General features: G+C 60.4%; 11 protein-coding genes. 4 read left to right on the top strand and 7 right to left on the bottom strand.

Annotated elements, in window-relative coordinates:
- Positions 1-18: 18 nt before the first annotated feature.
- Positions 19-1,857 (bottom strand): ABC transporter ATP-binding protein, encoded by a 1,839-nt coding sequence (locus KUV45_RS18850; protein WP_222161629.1) that lies wholly within the window; start codon positions 1,855-1,857, stop codon positions 19-21.
- Between the two features lie 83 nt (positions 1,858-1,940).
- Entirely contained in the window at positions 1,941-3,125 is a 1,185-nt protein-coding gene (locus tag KUV45_RS18845; protein ID WP_222161628.1) for a Xaa-Pro peptidase family protein, read from the bottom strand.
- Between the two features lie 176 nt (positions 3,126-3,301).
- Here KUV45_RS18845 and KUV45_RS18840 point away from each other — a divergent pair, with 176 nt between their 5' ends.
- Positions 3,302-4,021 carry a YebC/PmpR family DNA-binding transcriptional regulator gene (locus tag KUV45_RS18840; protein WP_206940094.1) on the top strand — a complete coding sequence of 240 codons (720 nt, stop codon included), beginning with the start codon at positions 3,302-3,304 and terminating at the stop codon, positions 4,019-4,021.
- Positions 4,022-4,191: 170 nt separating this feature from the next.
- Entirely contained in the window at positions 4,192-5,289 is a 1,098-nt protein-coding gene (locus tag KUV45_RS18835; RefSeq protein WP_222161627.1) for a GGDEF domain-containing protein, read from the top strand.
- A gap of 121 nt (positions 5,290-5,410) precedes the next feature.
- On the opposite strand, the gene KUV45_RS18830 is transcribed toward KUV45_RS18835, so the two are convergent.
- On the bottom strand, positions 5,411-6,235 hold the full coding sequence (locus tag KUV45_RS18830; RefSeq protein ID WP_222161626.1) for an META domain-containing protein: 825 nt from the start codon (positions 6,233-6,235) through the stop codon (positions 5,411-5,413).
- Positions 6,236-6,350: 115 nt separating this feature from the next.
- On the bottom strand, positions 6,351-8,072 hold the full coding sequence (locus KUV45_RS18825; protein WP_222161625.1) for a GGDEF domain-containing protein: 1,722 nt from the start codon (positions 8,070-8,072) through the stop codon (positions 6,351-6,353).
- 295 nt (positions 8,073-8,367) lie between these two features.
- On the opposite strand from KUV45_RS18825, the gene KUV45_RS18820 reads away from it, so the two are divergent.
- Together KUV45_RS18820 and KUV45_RS18815 are read left to right on the top strand one after the other, a co-directional pair.
- Positions 8,368-8,670, top strand: a complete 303-nt coding sequence (locus KUV45_RS18820; protein ID WP_222161624.1) for a hypothetical protein — start codon at positions 8,368-8,370, stop codon at positions 8,668-8,670.
- A 1,069-nt stretch (positions 8,671-9,739) separates the two neighbouring features.
- Complete coding sequence (locus KUV45_RS18815) at positions 9,740-12,145, top strand: YadA family autotransporter adhesin (RefSeq protein WP_222161623.1); 2,406 nt, start codon at positions 9,740-9,742, stop codon at positions 12,143-12,145.
- A gap of 163 nt (positions 12,146-12,308) precedes the next feature.
- Here KUV45_RS18815 and KUV45_RS18810 read toward each other — a convergent pair whose 3' ends face one another.
- The 3 genes from KUV45_RS18810 to guaB all read right to left on the bottom strand — a co-directional run bounded on the left by KUV45_RS18810 (position 12,309) and on the right by guaB (position 16,636).
- On the bottom strand, positions 12,309-12,833 hold the full coding sequence (locus KUV45_RS18810) for an AlpA family transcriptional regulator (RefSeq protein WP_222161622.1): 525 nt from the start codon (positions 12,831-12,833) through the stop codon (positions 12,309-12,311).
- 647 nt (positions 12,834-13,480) lie between these two features.
- Positions 13,481-15,058 (bottom strand): glutamine-hydrolyzing GMP synthase, encoded by a 1,578-nt coding sequence (gene guaA, locus KUV45_RS18805; protein WP_206940102.1) that lies wholly within the window; start codon positions 15,056-15,058, stop codon positions 13,481-13,483.
- A gap of 108 nt (positions 15,059-15,166) precedes the next feature.
- A complete protein-coding gene (guaB, locus tag KUV45_RS18800) occupies positions 15,167-16,636 on the bottom strand; it encodes an IMP dehydrogenase (protein WP_222161621.1) in 1,470 nt (489 codons plus the stop codon).
- Positions 16,637-16,660 lie beyond the last annotated feature (24 nt).

Below are 16,660 nucleotides of genomic sequence, written 5' to 3'. Positions count from 1 at the left end.
CGCTACAGCAAACGAAGACTATTCCCCCAAAAATCCTCCTGCCTGGCGCTGCCACAGCGAGGCGTACAGCCCATCCTGGGCCAGCAAGCTGTGGTGATCCCCCATTTCAACAATGCGCCCCCTGTCGATCACCACGAGTCGATCCAGCATCGCAATGGTGGACAGGCGATGCGCAATCGCAATCACCGTCTTGCCTTCCATCAAGGTGTAGAGCTGTTCCTGAATCGCCGACTCCACCTCTGAATCCAACGCGGAGGTGGCCTCGTCCAGCACCAGAATGGGAGCATCCTTCAGCAGCACCCGGGCGATGGCAATTCGCTGGCGCTGGCCGCCAGACAGCGTCACTCCACGCTCTCCCACTTGCGCATCGAGCCCACGCCGTCCCTGCGGATCGATCAGCTCATCAAGGAACTCATGCACATGCGCCTGACGCAGTGCCTGCCACAGGCGTTCCTCGCTACATGGCTGGCTGCCATACAGCACGTTTTCGCGCAACGACCGATGCAGTAACGAGGTGTCCTGGGTCACCATGCCAATCTGCTGACGCAGTGACGACTGACTGACGCCGGCAATGTCCTGATCGTCCACCAGGATTCGTCCATCCTGGACATCGTGAAATCGCAACAGCAGCGATGCCAGCGTCGACTTGCCCGCACCCGAACGACCGATGATGCCGACTCTCTCACCCGGAGCGATCTGCAGCTCGAAGCCATCGAATACCTTGCGTCCAGGCAGCTGTCCCCGCGCATAGCCAAAGGTGATGTGGTCGAACACAATCTTGCCTCGAGACACCACAAGCCGGGGAGCGCCAGGCTGGTCTTGCACCTCAGGGACCTTCGACAGGGTGTTGATGCCGTCCTGCACGGTACCGATGTTCTCGAACAGGCCTGCCACTTCCCACAGAATCCAATCCGACATGGAGCGCACTCGCATGACCAGGCCAATGGCGACGGCGGTCACCCCAAGCGATACCCATTCGTGGTACCAGGCCAGCACCACCAGCGCGGCCATGGCCACCAGCAGCAAGGTGTTGAGCATCGTCAGCGCTACCGACAGTCCCGTCGCCAACCGCATCTGCCGATGCACGGTGCCCATGAAGCCATCCATGGCCTCCCGAGCGTAGGCCTGTTCAGCACCGTCATCGGCAAACAGCTTGATGGTCTGGATGTTGCTGTAGCTGTCCACGACCCGCCCCGTCATCACCGCCCGGGCGTCGGCCTGGGCCATCGACACCCGACGCAACCGCGGAATGAACCAGCGCATCAACCCCAGGTAGCCTCCCAGCCACACCAGCAGCGGCACCATCAGCCAGGGTTCTGCGCTGCCCAGCACCACCAGTGCGCCAGTGAAATAGACCAGCACATACACCAGCATGTCGAGTAGCTTGGTCACCGTCTCGCGCATGGCCAGGGCAGTCTGCATGACCTTCTGGGACACCCTTCCCGCGAACTCGTCATGAAAGAACGACAGGCTCTGGTTCAACATCAAGCGGTGAGATAGCCAGCGCCCCAGCATCGGATAGTTGCCGAAAATGCCTTGATGGGTGATCAGAGACAGCACCAGTACCAGCAGCGGCAACCCCACCAACACCGCCACCCCCAACCCCACCAGCGCCATCAGGTGGGTATCGACAAAGCGGGTTCGATCCGCCTCGGCCAGCCAGTCCACCAGCTCGCCCATGGCGGTGAAGAACACCACCTCGGCGGCAGATACGAGGGCCGTGACCAGCGCCATGGAAAGCAGCAGCCCGGCAAAGGGCCGCGAGTAGTGCAGGATAAAGGGCCAAAGCTGGGGCGTCGGCACCGATTCGGGCTGATCCGGGTAGGGATCGACCAGCCGTTCAAAGAAGCTCAGCATGTTGTGCTCTCAAGCGCATTGGCGCGCCAGTCTAGCGCTGAATGTGGTGCATCGGCACCCATGTCCCCAGCAGCAGGCCAGGCCTACCGCTGGACCAATGTCATGTCGTGATTTGTCAGGCGCACCGCCCCTCGCTCGGTGACTCGCACGGTGTTGCTCAGGCCGATACCAAATTGGCCGGGAACACGCAGGCACAGGGGCAAGTGAAAAACCATGTTGCGCTCGAATCGAGTCGTCTGGCCCGGAGCGAGGTAACCGGTTCCCTCCACCCAGCTAGGCGGAAACTGGGCTCCGACCGAGTATCCGTAGACCCCGGAATGAAAGAAGCTGTCGCGCTGCGGCGCCAGCAGCTGATCGGCCACGTTGGCGGCTTCCTCGAACCGGCGTCCTGGCACCATGGCCTTGCACAGCTCGGACTCCATGACGGCACAGAGCTCGGCTGCGCGCTGCATCTCGTCGGTGACGCTACCGATCACCACGGTGCGCATGATGGGGGCGGTATAGCGGCGCCAGACCGCGCCAAACTCCAGAAAGACCACATCCCCCTGGTGAACGGGGTGACGCTGATGGTTGACATGAATCGTGCCGCTGCGCGGGCCAGTGGTCACGATAGGCGCCAGGCTGAAAAACTCGCTGCCAGCCTCCAGCATGGCCTGGGCGCCAGCGGCGGCGATGTGATTATCGCTGATGCCCGGCTCGACCGACTCAATGGCTCGTTCCAGTCCCTCGGCCGTCATCGCGGCGCTGCGCACGAGGCAATCGATCTCGGCGTCGCTCTTGACCAATCTTAGCGTGGCCATCAAGGGTCCTGCTGCGTGCTGGAAACGATCACCTCCCAAGCGACCTTGAAGGTGCTGCATCACACTGTGTCGAAGACCAGGGTTATGGCCATCCACCCCGATGGCGCGACACTCTGACAGCACCTGCGCCAGCGGGTCGATGATCTCCTCGGGCGCCTCCCAGCGATAGCCGACAATCTCGTCGACCCGCGCGGTCACCACGGCGGGCCCGGTTTCGATCGAGGCCACCTGCAACATGGTGCGCCGAGTCGTGACCACCAGCGCGGCATGTACCGACACTTCAAAGGTGTGGTACCCGCACAGATAGAAGATATCCGATGGCTGACACAGCAGCAGCGCATCCAGTCCCTGACGCTGCATCGCATCGCGGGTCCGGGCCAGCCGTCGATCAAACTCTTCAGCGGCAAAGGGAAGCTCGGCACCGGCCAGGCGTTCCGTTAACGCATGGCGATAGGCAAGATGATCCATAAGCGCTCTCCTTGGTCAGTATCCCCAGTTTAGACAGCTCATGCCTTATGCTTGGGCGACCCGGGCCAGTCACTCGCCAGGGGAATAAGCCCTCTCGGCGGGAAATAAGGCTTCTCGCCAGGGGGCAGACTCTCGTAGAATTCTGTGTTCGTGTTGTCACGTCACAGGAATACGCAATGGGTAGGGCCTTTCAGAACCGCAAGGAATCCATGGCCAAGACGGCCGCCGCCAAGACCAAGGTCTACAGCAAGTATGGGCGCGAGATCTACGTCTGCGCCAAGGCCGGGGGGCCTGACCCCACCGCCAACTTGTCGCTGCGCAGTCTGCTGGACCGCGCCAAGAAAGATCAGGTACCCGGCCACGTCATCGAGCGCGCGCTCGAGAAGGCCTCCGGAGTGGGTGGTGAGGACTACTCCAGCGCGCGCTACGAAGGCTTCGGCCCCGGCAATGCCATGGTCATTGTCGAGTGTCTGACCGATAACCCCAACCGCACCTTCGGCGACGTGCGCGCCTGCTTTACCAAGACCAAAAGCAAAATCGGCACTCCCGGCAGCGTCAGCCACATGTTTGACCATCTGGCGATCCTGTCCTACGCCGGCGAAGACGAAGAAGCGGCGCTGGAAGCCCTGATGGAAGCTGACGTGGACGTCACTGACATCGAGAACGAAAACGGCGTGATCACCGTCTTCGCTCCGCCGACCGAATACGCCAAGGCTCGCCAGGCACTGCGCGATACCGTGGGCGCGGCAGAATTTGAGGTGGACGAGATCCAGTTCCTGCCTCAGGCGACTACCCCGCTGGAAGGGGACGACGTGGCCCTGTTCGAGAAGCTTCTCGACATGCTCAACGATCTCGACGACGTACAGAACGTGTATCACAGCGCTGAATTGGCGTGAGTGCGTAGCACTATTCATCTACCGGAACTGCTACATTGGATGTAGCAACCTGTAGCCGGGTGTCCGGCGGGAGCCTGCTTTCAGGCACGCTCTTCGCCCCACCCTGATGGTCAAGCACGTCGTCTGACGAGACGTCGAGACTCCCCTTACCGAATGCGAGGCTCCCGTGCATGGACCGACACTCGATTCTCGCCCAGACGGCACTCCAGCGCCCGGCCTCCATCCGCCATCGACGCCTGCGCAAGCACCTGCTGACGCGCTGGGCCAGCCTGATGGGGGCTGGCGTTCACTTCCTGTTTATTCCGCTGTTCTGGTGGCTGGGCTATCCCGCGCTGGCACTGACCAACATCGTCAGCGTCGGCATGTGGCTGGGCGCCTATCTGGCCAACGAGCGGGGCGAACAGGATCGCGCTGTCTATCTGATCATCGCGGAGGCCTATTGCCACGCTATCATCGCCACGCTTGTGCTCGGCACCACAGCGGGCTTCCACTTCTACCTGCTGACCCTGGCCTGCTGGGCCGCGGTCACCCACTCGGTGAGGTGGGTATCGCTGCTGCTGGGGCTGATGGGGATGGTCATCTTCCTCTTCCTCGAATTTCCGATCGCCCAGCTGTTTCCCGTCGAGCAGGCAGCGCCCTTCCCGCTGATTCTGGCGACGCTGAATCTGGCGATCGCGCTGTTCACCATGATCGGCTTTGCCATGCTGGCAAGACACGTCTATGAAACGCAGGAAGAAAACCTGACCAGCATGGCCACCCGAGACGCGCTGACCGGTCTTCACAACCGCCGCTACGCGGGGGAATACCTGCGTCAGCTGGCCAGTGACCGCAGGGAAGGCAAGGGCATCCCCTACAGTCTTGCCTTGATCGACATCGACCACTTCAAACTGATCAATGACAAGCATGGTCATCGTGTGGGCGACCAGTGCCTGATCCAGCTGTCGGACCTGCTGTTGCGTCATTTTCGACGCTCCGACGTACTATGCCGCTGGGGAGGCGAAGAGTTTCTGCTGATCTTCCCCGGCGCTGACCTTGGCGAAATACTGCCGGTACTGGAGAGCTTCAGAAAGCGACTGCACAGCTTGCCGATCATGCACAATGGCGATGTGATCTCGCTCACGGTCAGCGCTGGGGTGACCAGCCATTCTCCCGGCGTCAGCTACGATGCGCTGATCAACCATGCGGACAGACTGCTGTACCGTGCCAAGGCCGAAGGCCGAGATTGCATCGTCAGCGACCGCGCGGATGTCAGCACGACGACCGCCTGATAGCGCCTTGAAGGGACTGAGCTAAGCCGGGCCAGCCTAAGTCAAGCTAGCCCAGCCCAGTTCACATCAGCCCAGCCCACTTCACATCAGCCCAGGCCAGTTCACATCCGTTCAGGCCAGCTCAGGTCAGATGCACGACCTCGAAGCGCGCCAGGGTCGCGCCCTGGTCTCCCAGCAGAAACAGCTCGTCACCCAGTATTCGATAGCGACTAGTCGCTTGCAGCGCTTCCAGCAACTCCTGTTCCTGGATCATCGTCTCTTGAGCGCAGGCCATTTTCGTCGTACCGAGCGGAGATAGCGCCAACGAGTCCGCTTCTACCTGGTAGCGGCCCATCAAGCGGTTGCAGCCGGTAAAGCCGGCGACGCGCCCCTCCTTTTCATGCAATACAAGATGCGTTTCACCGGTCAGCGGCGACTTGCCCGCCAGTTCGACCAGCTTCCAGTAGCGCCCTTCCAGCGGCTCTGACAGCACGGTCTCCAGGCGTTCCAGGCGGGCTCCCTGTTCACCCGCTTGATCCCCCTGGCCAAGCCAGCCGCCATTGGCGCCCATCCGCCACTCGTCAAACGGCTGAGGGACTGCCCCCATCAGTGCCAGACGACTCGCCTCGATCTCATAGTCGCCGCGGTAGCGCCGGTCAGGCTGTTCCCCCGGCCCCAGGTGACGCTCCTTGAGCAGGAAGCGGCCAGCACCATCCAGGGACAGCTCGAGTCGTATGCCACGACAGTCATCGCAGGGTAGTTCTCCCAGGTAGGTGCCCAGGTAGGTGGCCGGCAGCGCCAGAGGCGCCTGTCCCTCTGACGGCTCGGCCATCTCGTTGTCTTGCTTGTCCGTTGCTGCACTCGCTCCACCCGGCACCAGCAGCGCCATCGACAGCACCGCCGCCGCCACCATCAGAAACGCAGCGCCGGGCGCTGATGGCCGAGGTAACATAGAGACATCTTTCATGCCGGTTCCTTGGATTATTGAACAACGTGACACCCGCTAGCTTCGACCCGCACCACCACCAGGGTTCCCTGAAAAGAATGGCATAGTGCGACAGGTCATGGGGAAGGCGGTATGTTCAGGGCGTGTCGCCGGCACTGACAGCAGACGCATTGAGTACCACGCGATCGCGCCCGGCGTACTTGCCACGGTACAGCGCCTGATCGGCACGTCGCAGCAGGTCACTGGCCGACTCTCCCCGCTGGCGTCGCGCCACACCCAGGGTGCAGGTCAACAGCACCGACTCGCCGCTATGCAGCAGCAGCGGTGTCGAGGCCAACCCATGGCGGATTCGCTCGGCCACTTCCATTGCCTGGTGCTCATCACGCTCCTTGAGCAGGATGACAAATTCTTCACCACCGTAGCGGCAGACAGGATCCACATCACGCACCACGTCCTCTATGACCTTTCCCAGGTGCTGCAGGGCGCGGTCCCCCTCGGCATGCCCCCAGCCATCATTGAAGCGTTTGAAGTTATCGATATCCAACATGATCAGTGACAGCGGGTGCTCACTCGCCTCGGCCTGAGCGATGGCTGCGGGCAGTGCTTCATCGAGATAACGCCGGTTGTGCACGCCGGTCAGCCCGTCCAGATAGCTCATGCCATGCAGCCGCGCCTTCTCTTCCAGCAATGTTTCGCGCTCGTGCTGCAGCAAGCTGATGCGATCGGCCAGGGCCAACGACAGCAAGATGGCTTCAAGCCCGGAACCCATTTGAAAACCGTGTAACGTCCAGACGTTATGGGGAATGATCCCATAGGTGACCAGCAGTAATAGCGAGACCCCCACCACCAGCACCGACCACGCCATCAGCAGCCACTGGGCTGGGCGAAACCCTCGCCACAGGCCTCGTAGTGATGACACCAGAAAGGCCGCCAGTACCAGTGTTCCCAGCACCGAGTAGATCACCACCGTCAAGAAGCTGGGTAGAAGCCAGGCCACCGCTATCGCCGCACACAACGGCCAGCATAACCAACGCATCAGCCTGTCCACCCAAGGGTCCTGATAGGGCGTGCGCAAGAAGCGACGACAGAATTGGATACCGAAAATGCTGATCACCGACAGGGAGGACAGCAGCAGCGCCTCGTTGAGGCGAGCGCCCATGTGGGGAAAGAGCATCATCAGCAGGCCATTCTGGGTCAGGAAGTAAAGCCCGGACCCGCTGAGAAACCCTAAGTACCACAGATAATTACCGTCGCGCAGACTGAACAGCAAGAGGCTATTGTAGGCAGCGAGACCGGCAATCAGGCCGAAGTACAGCCCCTGGCCCAACAGCAGCTGACGCCAGTGATGATGCAGTTGGGCGTCATCGAGCACGGTAAGGTCAAAGCGGATTGCCTGATTGGTCACCACCTTGAGCAAGTACTCGCTCACTCCGTCAGGCAGCACAAACTGGGGAAGCGCTGCAGCGATACCCTCATTGTCGGCGAAATGTGCCGCCCTACGAACGGGACGGCAATCGTTCGCGGTGCATCCAAACAACTCGATGCCCTGGACCAGAGGATTCGAGAACACCAGGCGCTGGCCCGCCTGCCCATTGTGAATGACGACACGCATCCACACGGGATGCGCCCTGAGGCCGAGGCTCACCTGCTCTTCCAGCCGGCGTTGCACCAAGCCATCAGAGCTGCTCGACGGCGGCGGCAGCTCATCTGTGTGGTCGAGCACCCACATTGTGACATTGGGCGGTGGCCGCGATGCTTCTCCCGCCAGCTCCCAGGCCAGTGATACCACTGCCACCAGCAGTACCAGCCATAGTCGCCTGTCCCTGCCGATTGCCGCTCCTGCCCCCCGCGACTGCATCGCAGCACTCCCCGTGACCCCGATTCAGTGTAGCCAGTTTCCGCAGGCGCTCCGTCGCCCGAGGCCGCAATCCGAGGACCTTTTGTTCAATCTCTCAGCATTCTTTTGTTCTGCCCCAGCAAGGACTCGCTTACCCGGTACGACCCAATAGAACCGACCCTAAAGGCCCCATCCAATAGAAACAGGGGACCGCCCCCGAGGGAGGGAGTGGCAAGGAGGACATATGCGAGTATGCTGAAACCTGAACGTGATGAAGGAACAGGAGAACGCTCACTTCACCAGCAAGGAGGTTACCATGAAGGTCTACAAGCCTCAGTGGCAGTGCACCCTGGACGTGACCGAAGGCGTGGAAACAACCGCAAGCTGGAAACACCGCCTGGCATGGCAGCTCAGGCACCTTGCCGACCGTCTCGAAGGCGGCAAGCGAACCCTCACCCTGGACGTGGATGTGCAGCCCGGCATCCCCCGTGAAGACGTGGATCGCTGCCTGGGCAAGGGCTTCGCCCTGTCCCAGACGTTGATGACAGAGCTGGCCCAGCACGCCGCCTGTGAAAACGTCATGCGCGATGCCAAGGCAGAGCTTTACGAGAGCGACTGACACACAGCCTGGATCGACGACGCCAGGCCGACCTTCTCCACTCGAACACAACACCCGCCCATCGGCGGGTGTTGTGATGATGACATACCGCTACGCTCTACTCGGTCCAGCACCCTACATCGCCTAAAGATATCCTGGCGGGGCGAGTCGCAGTAAGACAGCACTCAAACGACGGCTCCCACTCCATGGCGGGTGTGACCGAAGCTGGCTGAGGCGGGCCATATACGCCGGCTCTTTTCCCCTCCTCGACACCTCGTCTATCTGTGCGCTTTTCGTTATTGATACCCGTAAAACTCCTAATATGGATAGGCACCAAGAACGGTCTTCTGGAAAGAATCGACAAGTACCGCCGTGACCCGCGTGCTCTCCACAGAGGCTCGATCACACTCCACATAGTAGTAACTACGCCACACCAACATATTTGTAAGCATTTTCAGCACAATTGAAACATATACTTCGCATTCTTGGTTTTAGTTTTCGAAGAATTGTGCCAAAAAGAGCGAAAAAGAAAAATGACTAAAATAAGCATTACATATAAACAAAAACACAAAATACTAATATAAAAGAGATTTTCCAAAAGCATAAAGAACCTGACATGCTTTTAAGAGGGGATCTAGGTAGCCATATGCGCACAAAAACATCTCTTTCACTTCACTCCTTAACTATTACTATCACGTCAGCCAATGTTTTTAAATGAATTATATATCTATATAAAATCACAGAGCAAATCATTGTTTTTAAATAAACTTTTTTAACATTCAGAAAAAAATTGCATAGCCACCCCCTTTGATCACGTCAAAGACCTCGACGCCGCCTCGTTATTTCAAAGCAACAAAAGCCAATTCTGCATAGAAAATCATGTCATCTAGATCGCTCCACTCTCGGCCGCTACCTACCTGTTACTTAACATTACACTACGACATTCTTGCAGAAGCATTAGTGATCCTCGTCGTAGTGGTGGCGGACTAGCTGCACCTGTTCCGATCCAGTGACTGCGACATCTCGACGAACGATGGGCGCGGCAGCGGATACCGCAGCCTTGTGCGACAGTAGGCAGGGAGTGTCAACGATGAAAACATCTTACGGGCGTACAAAGAGCGACTCGGAAACACCGAAGTTTCAGCATCGAGCGCTACTCACAGCGATGGCCCACAGTCGCAAAGGGCTTTTCCATCGACCGCTGATGCCAGCGCTGGGCCTGGTCCTCATAGCGGGCATGTCCACGACGGCTCAGGCCAACTACGTCAACACAGAAGACTCTTGTGGCGGAGCCTCGCTATCAAATCCGGTGTTTGTGGGTCGCGAGGGAAATCTTCACAACACGTCTCAGGCCACAGACGGTAACGGAACCTTCTCCCTCGTAGCTGGCTGCGACGCCACCGGTGGAGGCACCGGCTCAAACGGTTACGCCAACACCGCCATTGGGGGGCTTACCACTGCCACCTCGGAGGGGGCCACGGCAGTAGGATTTCATTCCTCTGCCACGGCACGCTTTGCCAGCGCCTTTGGCCTTGAGAGCGTCGCCTCGTCCTCCGGCGCCACCGCTTTAGGCTTTGGCGCTAATGCAAAAGCCACCAATGCGGTGGCCATCGGCGGCGCCAGTGATGGCACCAGTGCAGGTGCTGGAGCAGATAGCGGCGGCACCTTGAGCGTGGCCAACTCCACGACCGCCTCTGGTGTTGGCGCTATCGCTATCGGCAGCAATACCGTCAAGGGTGCACAGGCCACCAGCAAAGGCGCCATCGCTCTGGGGGGAGAGTCCGCCGCCTCCGGCTCTCAAGCCATTGCCATTGGGGAAGGCACTACATCGAGCGGAAGTCGAGCGGTGAGTTTAGGCAGTTCTCTCACCGCTAGCGCCGAAAATAGCGTGCTGATTGGCACGAACAGTTCCATTAGCACCAACGCTATCAGCGCGAATGCCATCGGTGACTCGAACACGATCAGTGACGCATCAAAGTACGCCAGCGTTGTTGGTATGAAGAACAATGTAGATGGCAATGCAGCGCGAGTGCTGGGTAACAACAACACGGTCAGTGCAGACTTTGTTGGCGTCTCCGGATCGAACAATTCGATTTCAGCTGCGTCTAAGCACGCCAATGTCATGGGTAACAACGCAACGGTCGATGGTTTGGGGGCAACGGTTGTGGGGAGTACCGGAACCGCTAGCGCCGACCATACGTTGGTACTGGGTTCCAACGGTATCGCATCGGCCGTGGATGCCATCGCCATTGGGCACAGCGCTAACGCCAGCGAGGTGTCTAGCATTGCGCTGGGGAGCAACTCGGTGACCGGTGCGGCAGTGGCAACGTCGAGTATCACCCTGGCCGGTACGGACTACACCTTTGCCGGTAGCTCGCCAATCGCCACTGTGGGCATTGGCAGCGCTGGTCAAGAGCGGACCCTGACACATCTGGCCGCGGGTCGGGTCAGCGCCAGCAGCACCGATGCCATCAATGGTAGCCAGCTATACGCCACCAACCAGGCGGTCGAGGGCGTCTCAAGCCGCGTGGATGACCTCGAGGGGCAGTATGCCAGCCTTGGCGCCGATGCCCTGACCTATGACACCGGATCAGATAAGGGCAGCATTACCCTGGGTGGGCAAGATGGCACTAGCCTCTCCAATCTGGCCGATGGGGACATCAGCAGTGGCAGCACCGATGCGGTGACCGGCGGACAGCTTTGGGACCTTAGTCAGCAGCTGAGCAGTGCTGGCGGCGGCGGTGGCCTCTACAGCAAGATCAGCACGTCTGGGCCTGGCGCCCAGGTCGATGCAGACGATGGCATTGCCATGGGGGGTGGCGCTCGCGTGGACCAGGGAGCCGAAGGCGGCATCGCACTGGGCTCAGGTTCCGTCGCTGACCGCGGTGGCATGAACGGTGCCCGCGAGGCGTTCTCCGATGTCGCTGTTGGCTCTACCGCGGGAGCACTGTCGGTAGGTAGCGCTGGAGCTGAACGTCAGATCACCAACGTTGCCGGGGGCACCGAAGCCACCGACGCGGTCAATGTCCGCCAGCTTGAGTCCGTTCAGGCAGGCGCCGTCAACTACGACCGGCACGAGGATGGCAGCGTCGACTATGGCTCCGTGACCCTTGGCGATGCCACTGCTGGCCCCACCACCGTTCACAACGTCGGGCCTGGCGTCGCTGACACCGATGCAGCCAACGTGGGGCAGCTGAATGCCCTCAACCAGAACGTGCAGCGTCAGTTCAGTCGACTGGCGGAAAAGATCGGTGACGTAGAGGACGACGCCAACGCCGGCTCAGCTACCGCCATTGCCATGGCATCCGTTCCCCAGGCGTATCTGCCGGGCAGAAGCATGGTCGCGGTGGGTGGAGGCAACTACTCAGGCGAATCTGCAGCGGCGGTAGGCGTTTCGCACCTGACGGAGAACGGCAAGTGGGCCTTCAAGATCAATGGCTCCGGCGACACCCAGGGGAATGTAGGGATCGGTGTCGGTGCAGGCTTCCACTGGTAACACAAACGGGTAAAACGCCCTTCTCCCACTAGGAAAAGCGCGATGGTGGTGGCAGGACTAGCCGACGATGCACTGTCCAAGCCGGCAATACTCCAGGTCGACAACGTCACTGCCACTCACCATCCACTTTCTTCTCTTGTGAGGGTATCCTCCCCACCCTTGGCTACGCGGTCAGCAATGCCATATCACCGTGATCGCGCACCGGATGACGGACCGCCTCCTTGGCGATATTCACTGCCAACGCCACCCTCGCCACCTCCCATACGCCAGCATCTATTTGGTAGCCCCCTCGCGCGTTGAGCCAATCAAGCACTTCTGCGAGATGCCAGATAGAGGCGCTACCTTCGTGAACCGGCAGGGGAAACGTGGCTCGGTGGGTGAGCATCAATTTCCGCATGGCCTGGCGGGAAACGCCCACGGCGTCGGCAACGTCAGTCAAGCCTACGAGGTCTGGCGAGGCTTCGATCAAACGCGCGGACGGGACGACGCCTCTAACATCAGCCAACGCAGTGCGAATCGCTTGCTCGGCATCGTCTGCTTCACGGGAGAATTCCAGCGCAAGACGTCCAGCCTGCCCCACTCCCACCAGGGCGTCATCACAACCGGCTGCACCCAGCCGCTCTACCAGTGCATCTTGATCACTGTCTTGGTCAGCCAACTGGTACTTCAGCGTAAAGACATATTCCACGGCTCAATCCTCCGGTTGCTGTCTGCTCCGGCGCTTGTGGGTAGCGCACTTGTCTACGACCCTTCTCAGCGCCCGGGCGTGACTGCCGGGGTTTTTCGGCGTACTCCACACACTTGCGATACAGAACTCGCCACAGCGGCACTCATCATCATTGTAAGGACAGTAGATCTTGCCCCAGGCGTGGCTACCTCCTACCTCAACTCGATGGACGAGTCATTTCAAGGCTCGAGTATGGGAACGACAACCTAGGCTATAAAGCGGTTCCTCTCGGCCAAGCAGCCGGCTCACCATACTGACACCGAGCAGCTAACGACCACTAACGGGGCATTCACACCGATGGAGTTGCTACCGCAATGGGTCAATACGTTGAGAAAAGCATCACTCTTTACCCTCAATGGGAGCAGGACTTGCACCGGCACATATGGCGAACGTCCCGGCATGAGCCAGGGCGCTTATAGCGCTGAATGTGTTGAACGAGCGAGTGGAGTGACCGTCGTACGGGCATGTTGCAAGCGCTGACGCGTCGAGGCGTAGGATATGCTGACCGGCCTACATCCAGCACTAAAAAAAAGCGACACAAGCTAATGAAAATCAAAAGCTTGCGCCGCTTTGTCAGTCACGACTGACCGTCACTTAACGGGGGATTATCATTCCCACTCAATCGTCGCCGGCGGCTTGGACGACACGTCGTAGGTGACGCGGGAGACGCCGGACAGCTCGTTGATGATGCGGTTGGACACCTTCTCCAGCAGCTCGTAGGGCAGGTGCGCCCAACGGGCGGTCATGAAGTCGATGGTCTCGACGGCGCGCAGGGCGATAACCCACTCGTAGCGGCGCCCGTCGCCCACCACACCAACGGACTTCACTGGCAGGAAGACGGCGAAGGCCTGGCTAGTCTTGTGGTACCAGCCGGAGTTGTGCAGCTCTTCGATGAAGATGGCGTCGGCCTCGCGCAGGATATCGGCGTACTCCTTCTTCACCTCGCCGAGGATACGCACCCCCAGGCCCGGCCCCGGGAAGGGGTGACGGTAGACCATGTCGTAGGGCAGGCCGAGCTCAAGTCCCAGCTTGCGCACTTCGTCCTTGAAAAGCTCGCGCAGCGGCTCGACCAGCTTGAGCTTCATGGTCTCCGGCAGGCCACCCACATTGTGGTGCGACTTGATCACGTGAGCCTTGCCGGTCTTGGCCGCGGCGGACTCGATCACGTCCGGGTAGATGGTGCCCTGGGCCAGGAAGTCCACGCCGTCGATCTTGGCAGCTTGTTCATCAAACACGTCGATGAAGGTGTTGCCAATGATCTTGCGCTTGGCCTCGGGGTCGGCCTCGCCCTCGAGCTTGCCGAGGAACAGGTCTTCGGCGTCGGCGCGGATGACGCGAACGCCCATGTGCTGAGCGAAGGTCTCCATGACCTGGTCACCTTCGTTCTTGCGCAGCAGGCCGTTGTCGACGAATACACAGGTCAGCTGGTCGCCGATGGCCTTGTGCAACAGGGCGGCCACCACCGAGGAATCGACGCCGCCAGACAGGCCCAGTAACACGTGACGGTCGCCTACCTGCTCGCGCACCCGGGCGATCTGGTCTTCGATGATCTTGGCCGGAGTCCAGTTGCGTTCAGCACCGCAGATGTCCAGCACGAAGTGCTCGAGGATACGCTGGCCCTGCTGGGTATGCGTCACCTCAGGGTGAAACTGCACGCCGTAGAAGCGCTTTTCTTCCCAGGACATGGCAGCGATCGGACAGCTAGGGGTGGAGGCCGTCACGGTGAACGCTTCAGGCGCCTGGGCAACCTTGTCGCCGTGGCTCATCCACACATCCAGGAGGCCGCGACCGGTCTCGGGATCAACGTGGTCCTTGATGTCCTTGAACAGCGCCGTCTCGGCATCCAGGCGAATCTGGGCATAGCCGAATTCGCGCTTGTTGGAACCTTCGACCTTGCCGCCCAGCTGCTCGGCCATGGTCTGCATGCCATAGCAGATGCCAAACACCGGCAGGCCCATCTCGAACACGCAGGCAGGCGCCCGCGGCGAATCCAGCTCGGTCACCGACTCCGGCCCACCGGCCAGGATGATGCCATTGGGGCGATACTCGCGGATTTCTTCTTCGGTGATGTCGAAGGCGCGAATCTCGGAATAGACGCCAATCTCGCGAACCCGACGGGCAATCAGCTGGGTGTACTGGGAGCCGAAGTCGAGGATCAGGATCTTGTGGGCGTGGATATCGGTCATGGGAATTACCTTGCAGGCGGTGGCCAAAAGGCCTGGCGATCAAAGGGCAATAAAGTGAAAAGCTGGAAGCGCCAGGGCGCTTCCAGCTTCAGGGCGACGGTGGACGCCTCACCCTACGCGATAGTTCGGGGCTTCCTTGGTGATCTGCACGTCATGCACGTGGGACTCGTTGAAGCCGGCGCCCGTGATCTTGACGAACTCAGGCTTGGTGCGCATCTCGTCGATGCTGGCGCAACCGGTATAGCCCATGGACGCTCGCAGGCCACCCATCAGCTGGTGCACGATGGCGCTCATCACCCCCTTGTAGGGGACACGGCCTTCAATGCCTTCCGGTACCAGCTTCTCGACACCGTCATCCTTGTCCTGGAAGTAGCGGTCGCTGGAACCCTGGGTCTGGGACATGGCGCCCATGGAGCCCATGCCACGATAGGCCTTGTAGGTACGCCCCTGGAACAGTTCCACCTCGCCCGGGGCTTCCTCGGTACCCGCCAGCAGACCACCCACCATGATGCAGCTGGCACCGGCTGCCACCGCCTTGGCGATGTCTCCAGAGAAGCGCACACCGCCGTCGGCGATCAGCGGAATGTCATAGGGCTTGACCGCCTCGGCCACGTTGGACACGGCCGTGATCTGGGGCACGCCCACACCGGCCACGATCCGGGTGGTACAGATGGAACCGGGACCGATGCCCACCTTGACCGCGTCGGCGCCCGCCTCGGCCAGTGCCTTGGCGGCGGCGGCCGTGGCAATGTTGCCACCGATCACCTGGATCTGGGGGAAGTGCTCCTTGACCCAGCGCACGCGCTCGATGACGCCACGGGAGTGGCCATGGGCGGTATCGACCACGATGGCATCGACGCCAGCTTCTGCCAGAGCCTTGACCCGGTCAGGGGTCTCGGGACCAGTGCCCACGGCGGCGCCAACCAGCAGACGCCCATCGGCATCCTTGGCGGCATTGGGGAAGGTGCGCGCCTTCTCGATGTCCTGGAAGGTCACCAGGCCGCGCAGGCGGAACTCACCGTCCACCACCAGCATCTTCTCGACGCGGTGTTCCTGCATCTTGCCCTTGATGACGTCCAGCGGGGTGCCTTCCGGTACCGTCACCAGACGCTCGCGCGGGGTCATGATGTCCGACACGCTGTCGCCATGGTTGGGCTGGAAGCGCATGTCACGCTCGGTGACCAGGCCGACCAGGGTCTCGCCTTCCACCACAGGGAAACCAGAGAACCCGTGTTCCTTGGCCATGGACAGCAGATCCTGCAGCTTGGCCTTGGGACCTACGGTCACCGGATCCTTGACGATGACGCTCTCGTGCTTCTTGACCTTGCGCACTTCCAGCGCCTGCTGGGCAATGCTCATGCTCTTGTGGATGATGCCAATGCCACCTTCCTGAGCCATGGCAATCGCCAGACGGGCTTCGGTCACAGTGTCCATGGCAGCAGAGGCGAGGGGGATGTTCAGGAAGAGGTCGCGAGTCAGGCGGGTCCGGAGGCTGACGTCCTTGGGCAGAACATCGGAGTAGCCGGGAACGAGCAATACGTCGTCAAACGTAAGTGCTTCTTGGGCCATACGTAGCATAATCGGCAACACCCACAGAGGCTT

The organism is Halomonas sp. DP3Y7-2 (assembly GCF_019800795.1).
GTDB classification, from domain to species: Bacteria; Pseudomonadota; Gammaproteobacteria; order Pseudomonadales; family Halomonadaceae; genus Halomonas; species Halomonas litopenaei_A.
The sequence above is the reverse complement of the archived record's forward strand: the minus strand, read 5'-3'. Positions and strand labels throughout refer to the sequence as shown.

Excerpts from the sequence above, each read along its gene's own strand:
- KUV45_RS18830 (WP_222161626.1), bottom strand. The coding sequence starts at position 6,235 with ATGAAAGATGTCTCTATGTTACCTCGGCCATCAGCGCCCGGCGCTGCG.
- KUV45_RS18815 (WP_222161623.1), top strand. The coding sequence starts at position 9,740 with ATGAAAACATCTTACGGGCGTACAAAGAGCGACTCGGAAACACCGAAG.
- KUV45_RS18840 (WP_206940094.1), top strand. The coding sequence starts at position 3,302 with ATGGGTAGGGCCTTTCAGAACCGCAAGGAATCCATGGCCAAGACGGCC.
- KUV45_RS18820 (WP_222161624.1), top strand. The coding sequence starts at position 8,368 with ATGAAGGTCTACAAGCCTCAGTGGCAGTGCACCCTGGACGTGACCGAA.
- KUV45_RS18850 (WP_222161629.1), bottom strand. The coding sequence starts at position 1,857 with ATGCTGAGCTTCTTTGAACGGCTGGTCGATCCCTACCCGGATCAGCCC.
- guaA (WP_206940102.1), bottom strand. The coding sequence starts at position 15,058 with ATGACCGATATCCACGCCCACAAGATCCTGATCCTCGACTTCGGCTCC.
- KUV45_RS18825 (WP_222161625.1), bottom strand. The coding sequence starts at position 8,072 with ATGCAGTCGCGGGGGGCAGGAGCGGCAATCGGCAGGGACAGGCGACTA.
- KUV45_RS18835 (WP_222161627.1), top strand. The coding sequence starts at position 4,192 with ATGGACCGACACTCGATTCTCGCCCAGACGGCACTCCAGCGCCCGGCC.
- guaB (WP_222161621.1), bottom strand. The coding sequence starts at position 16,636 with ATGCTACGTATGGCCCAAGAAGCACTTACGTTTGACGACGTATTGCTC.
- KUV45_RS18845 (WP_222161628.1), bottom strand. The coding sequence starts at position 3,125 with ATGGATCATCTTGCCTATCGCCATGCGTTAACGGAACGCCTGGCCGGT.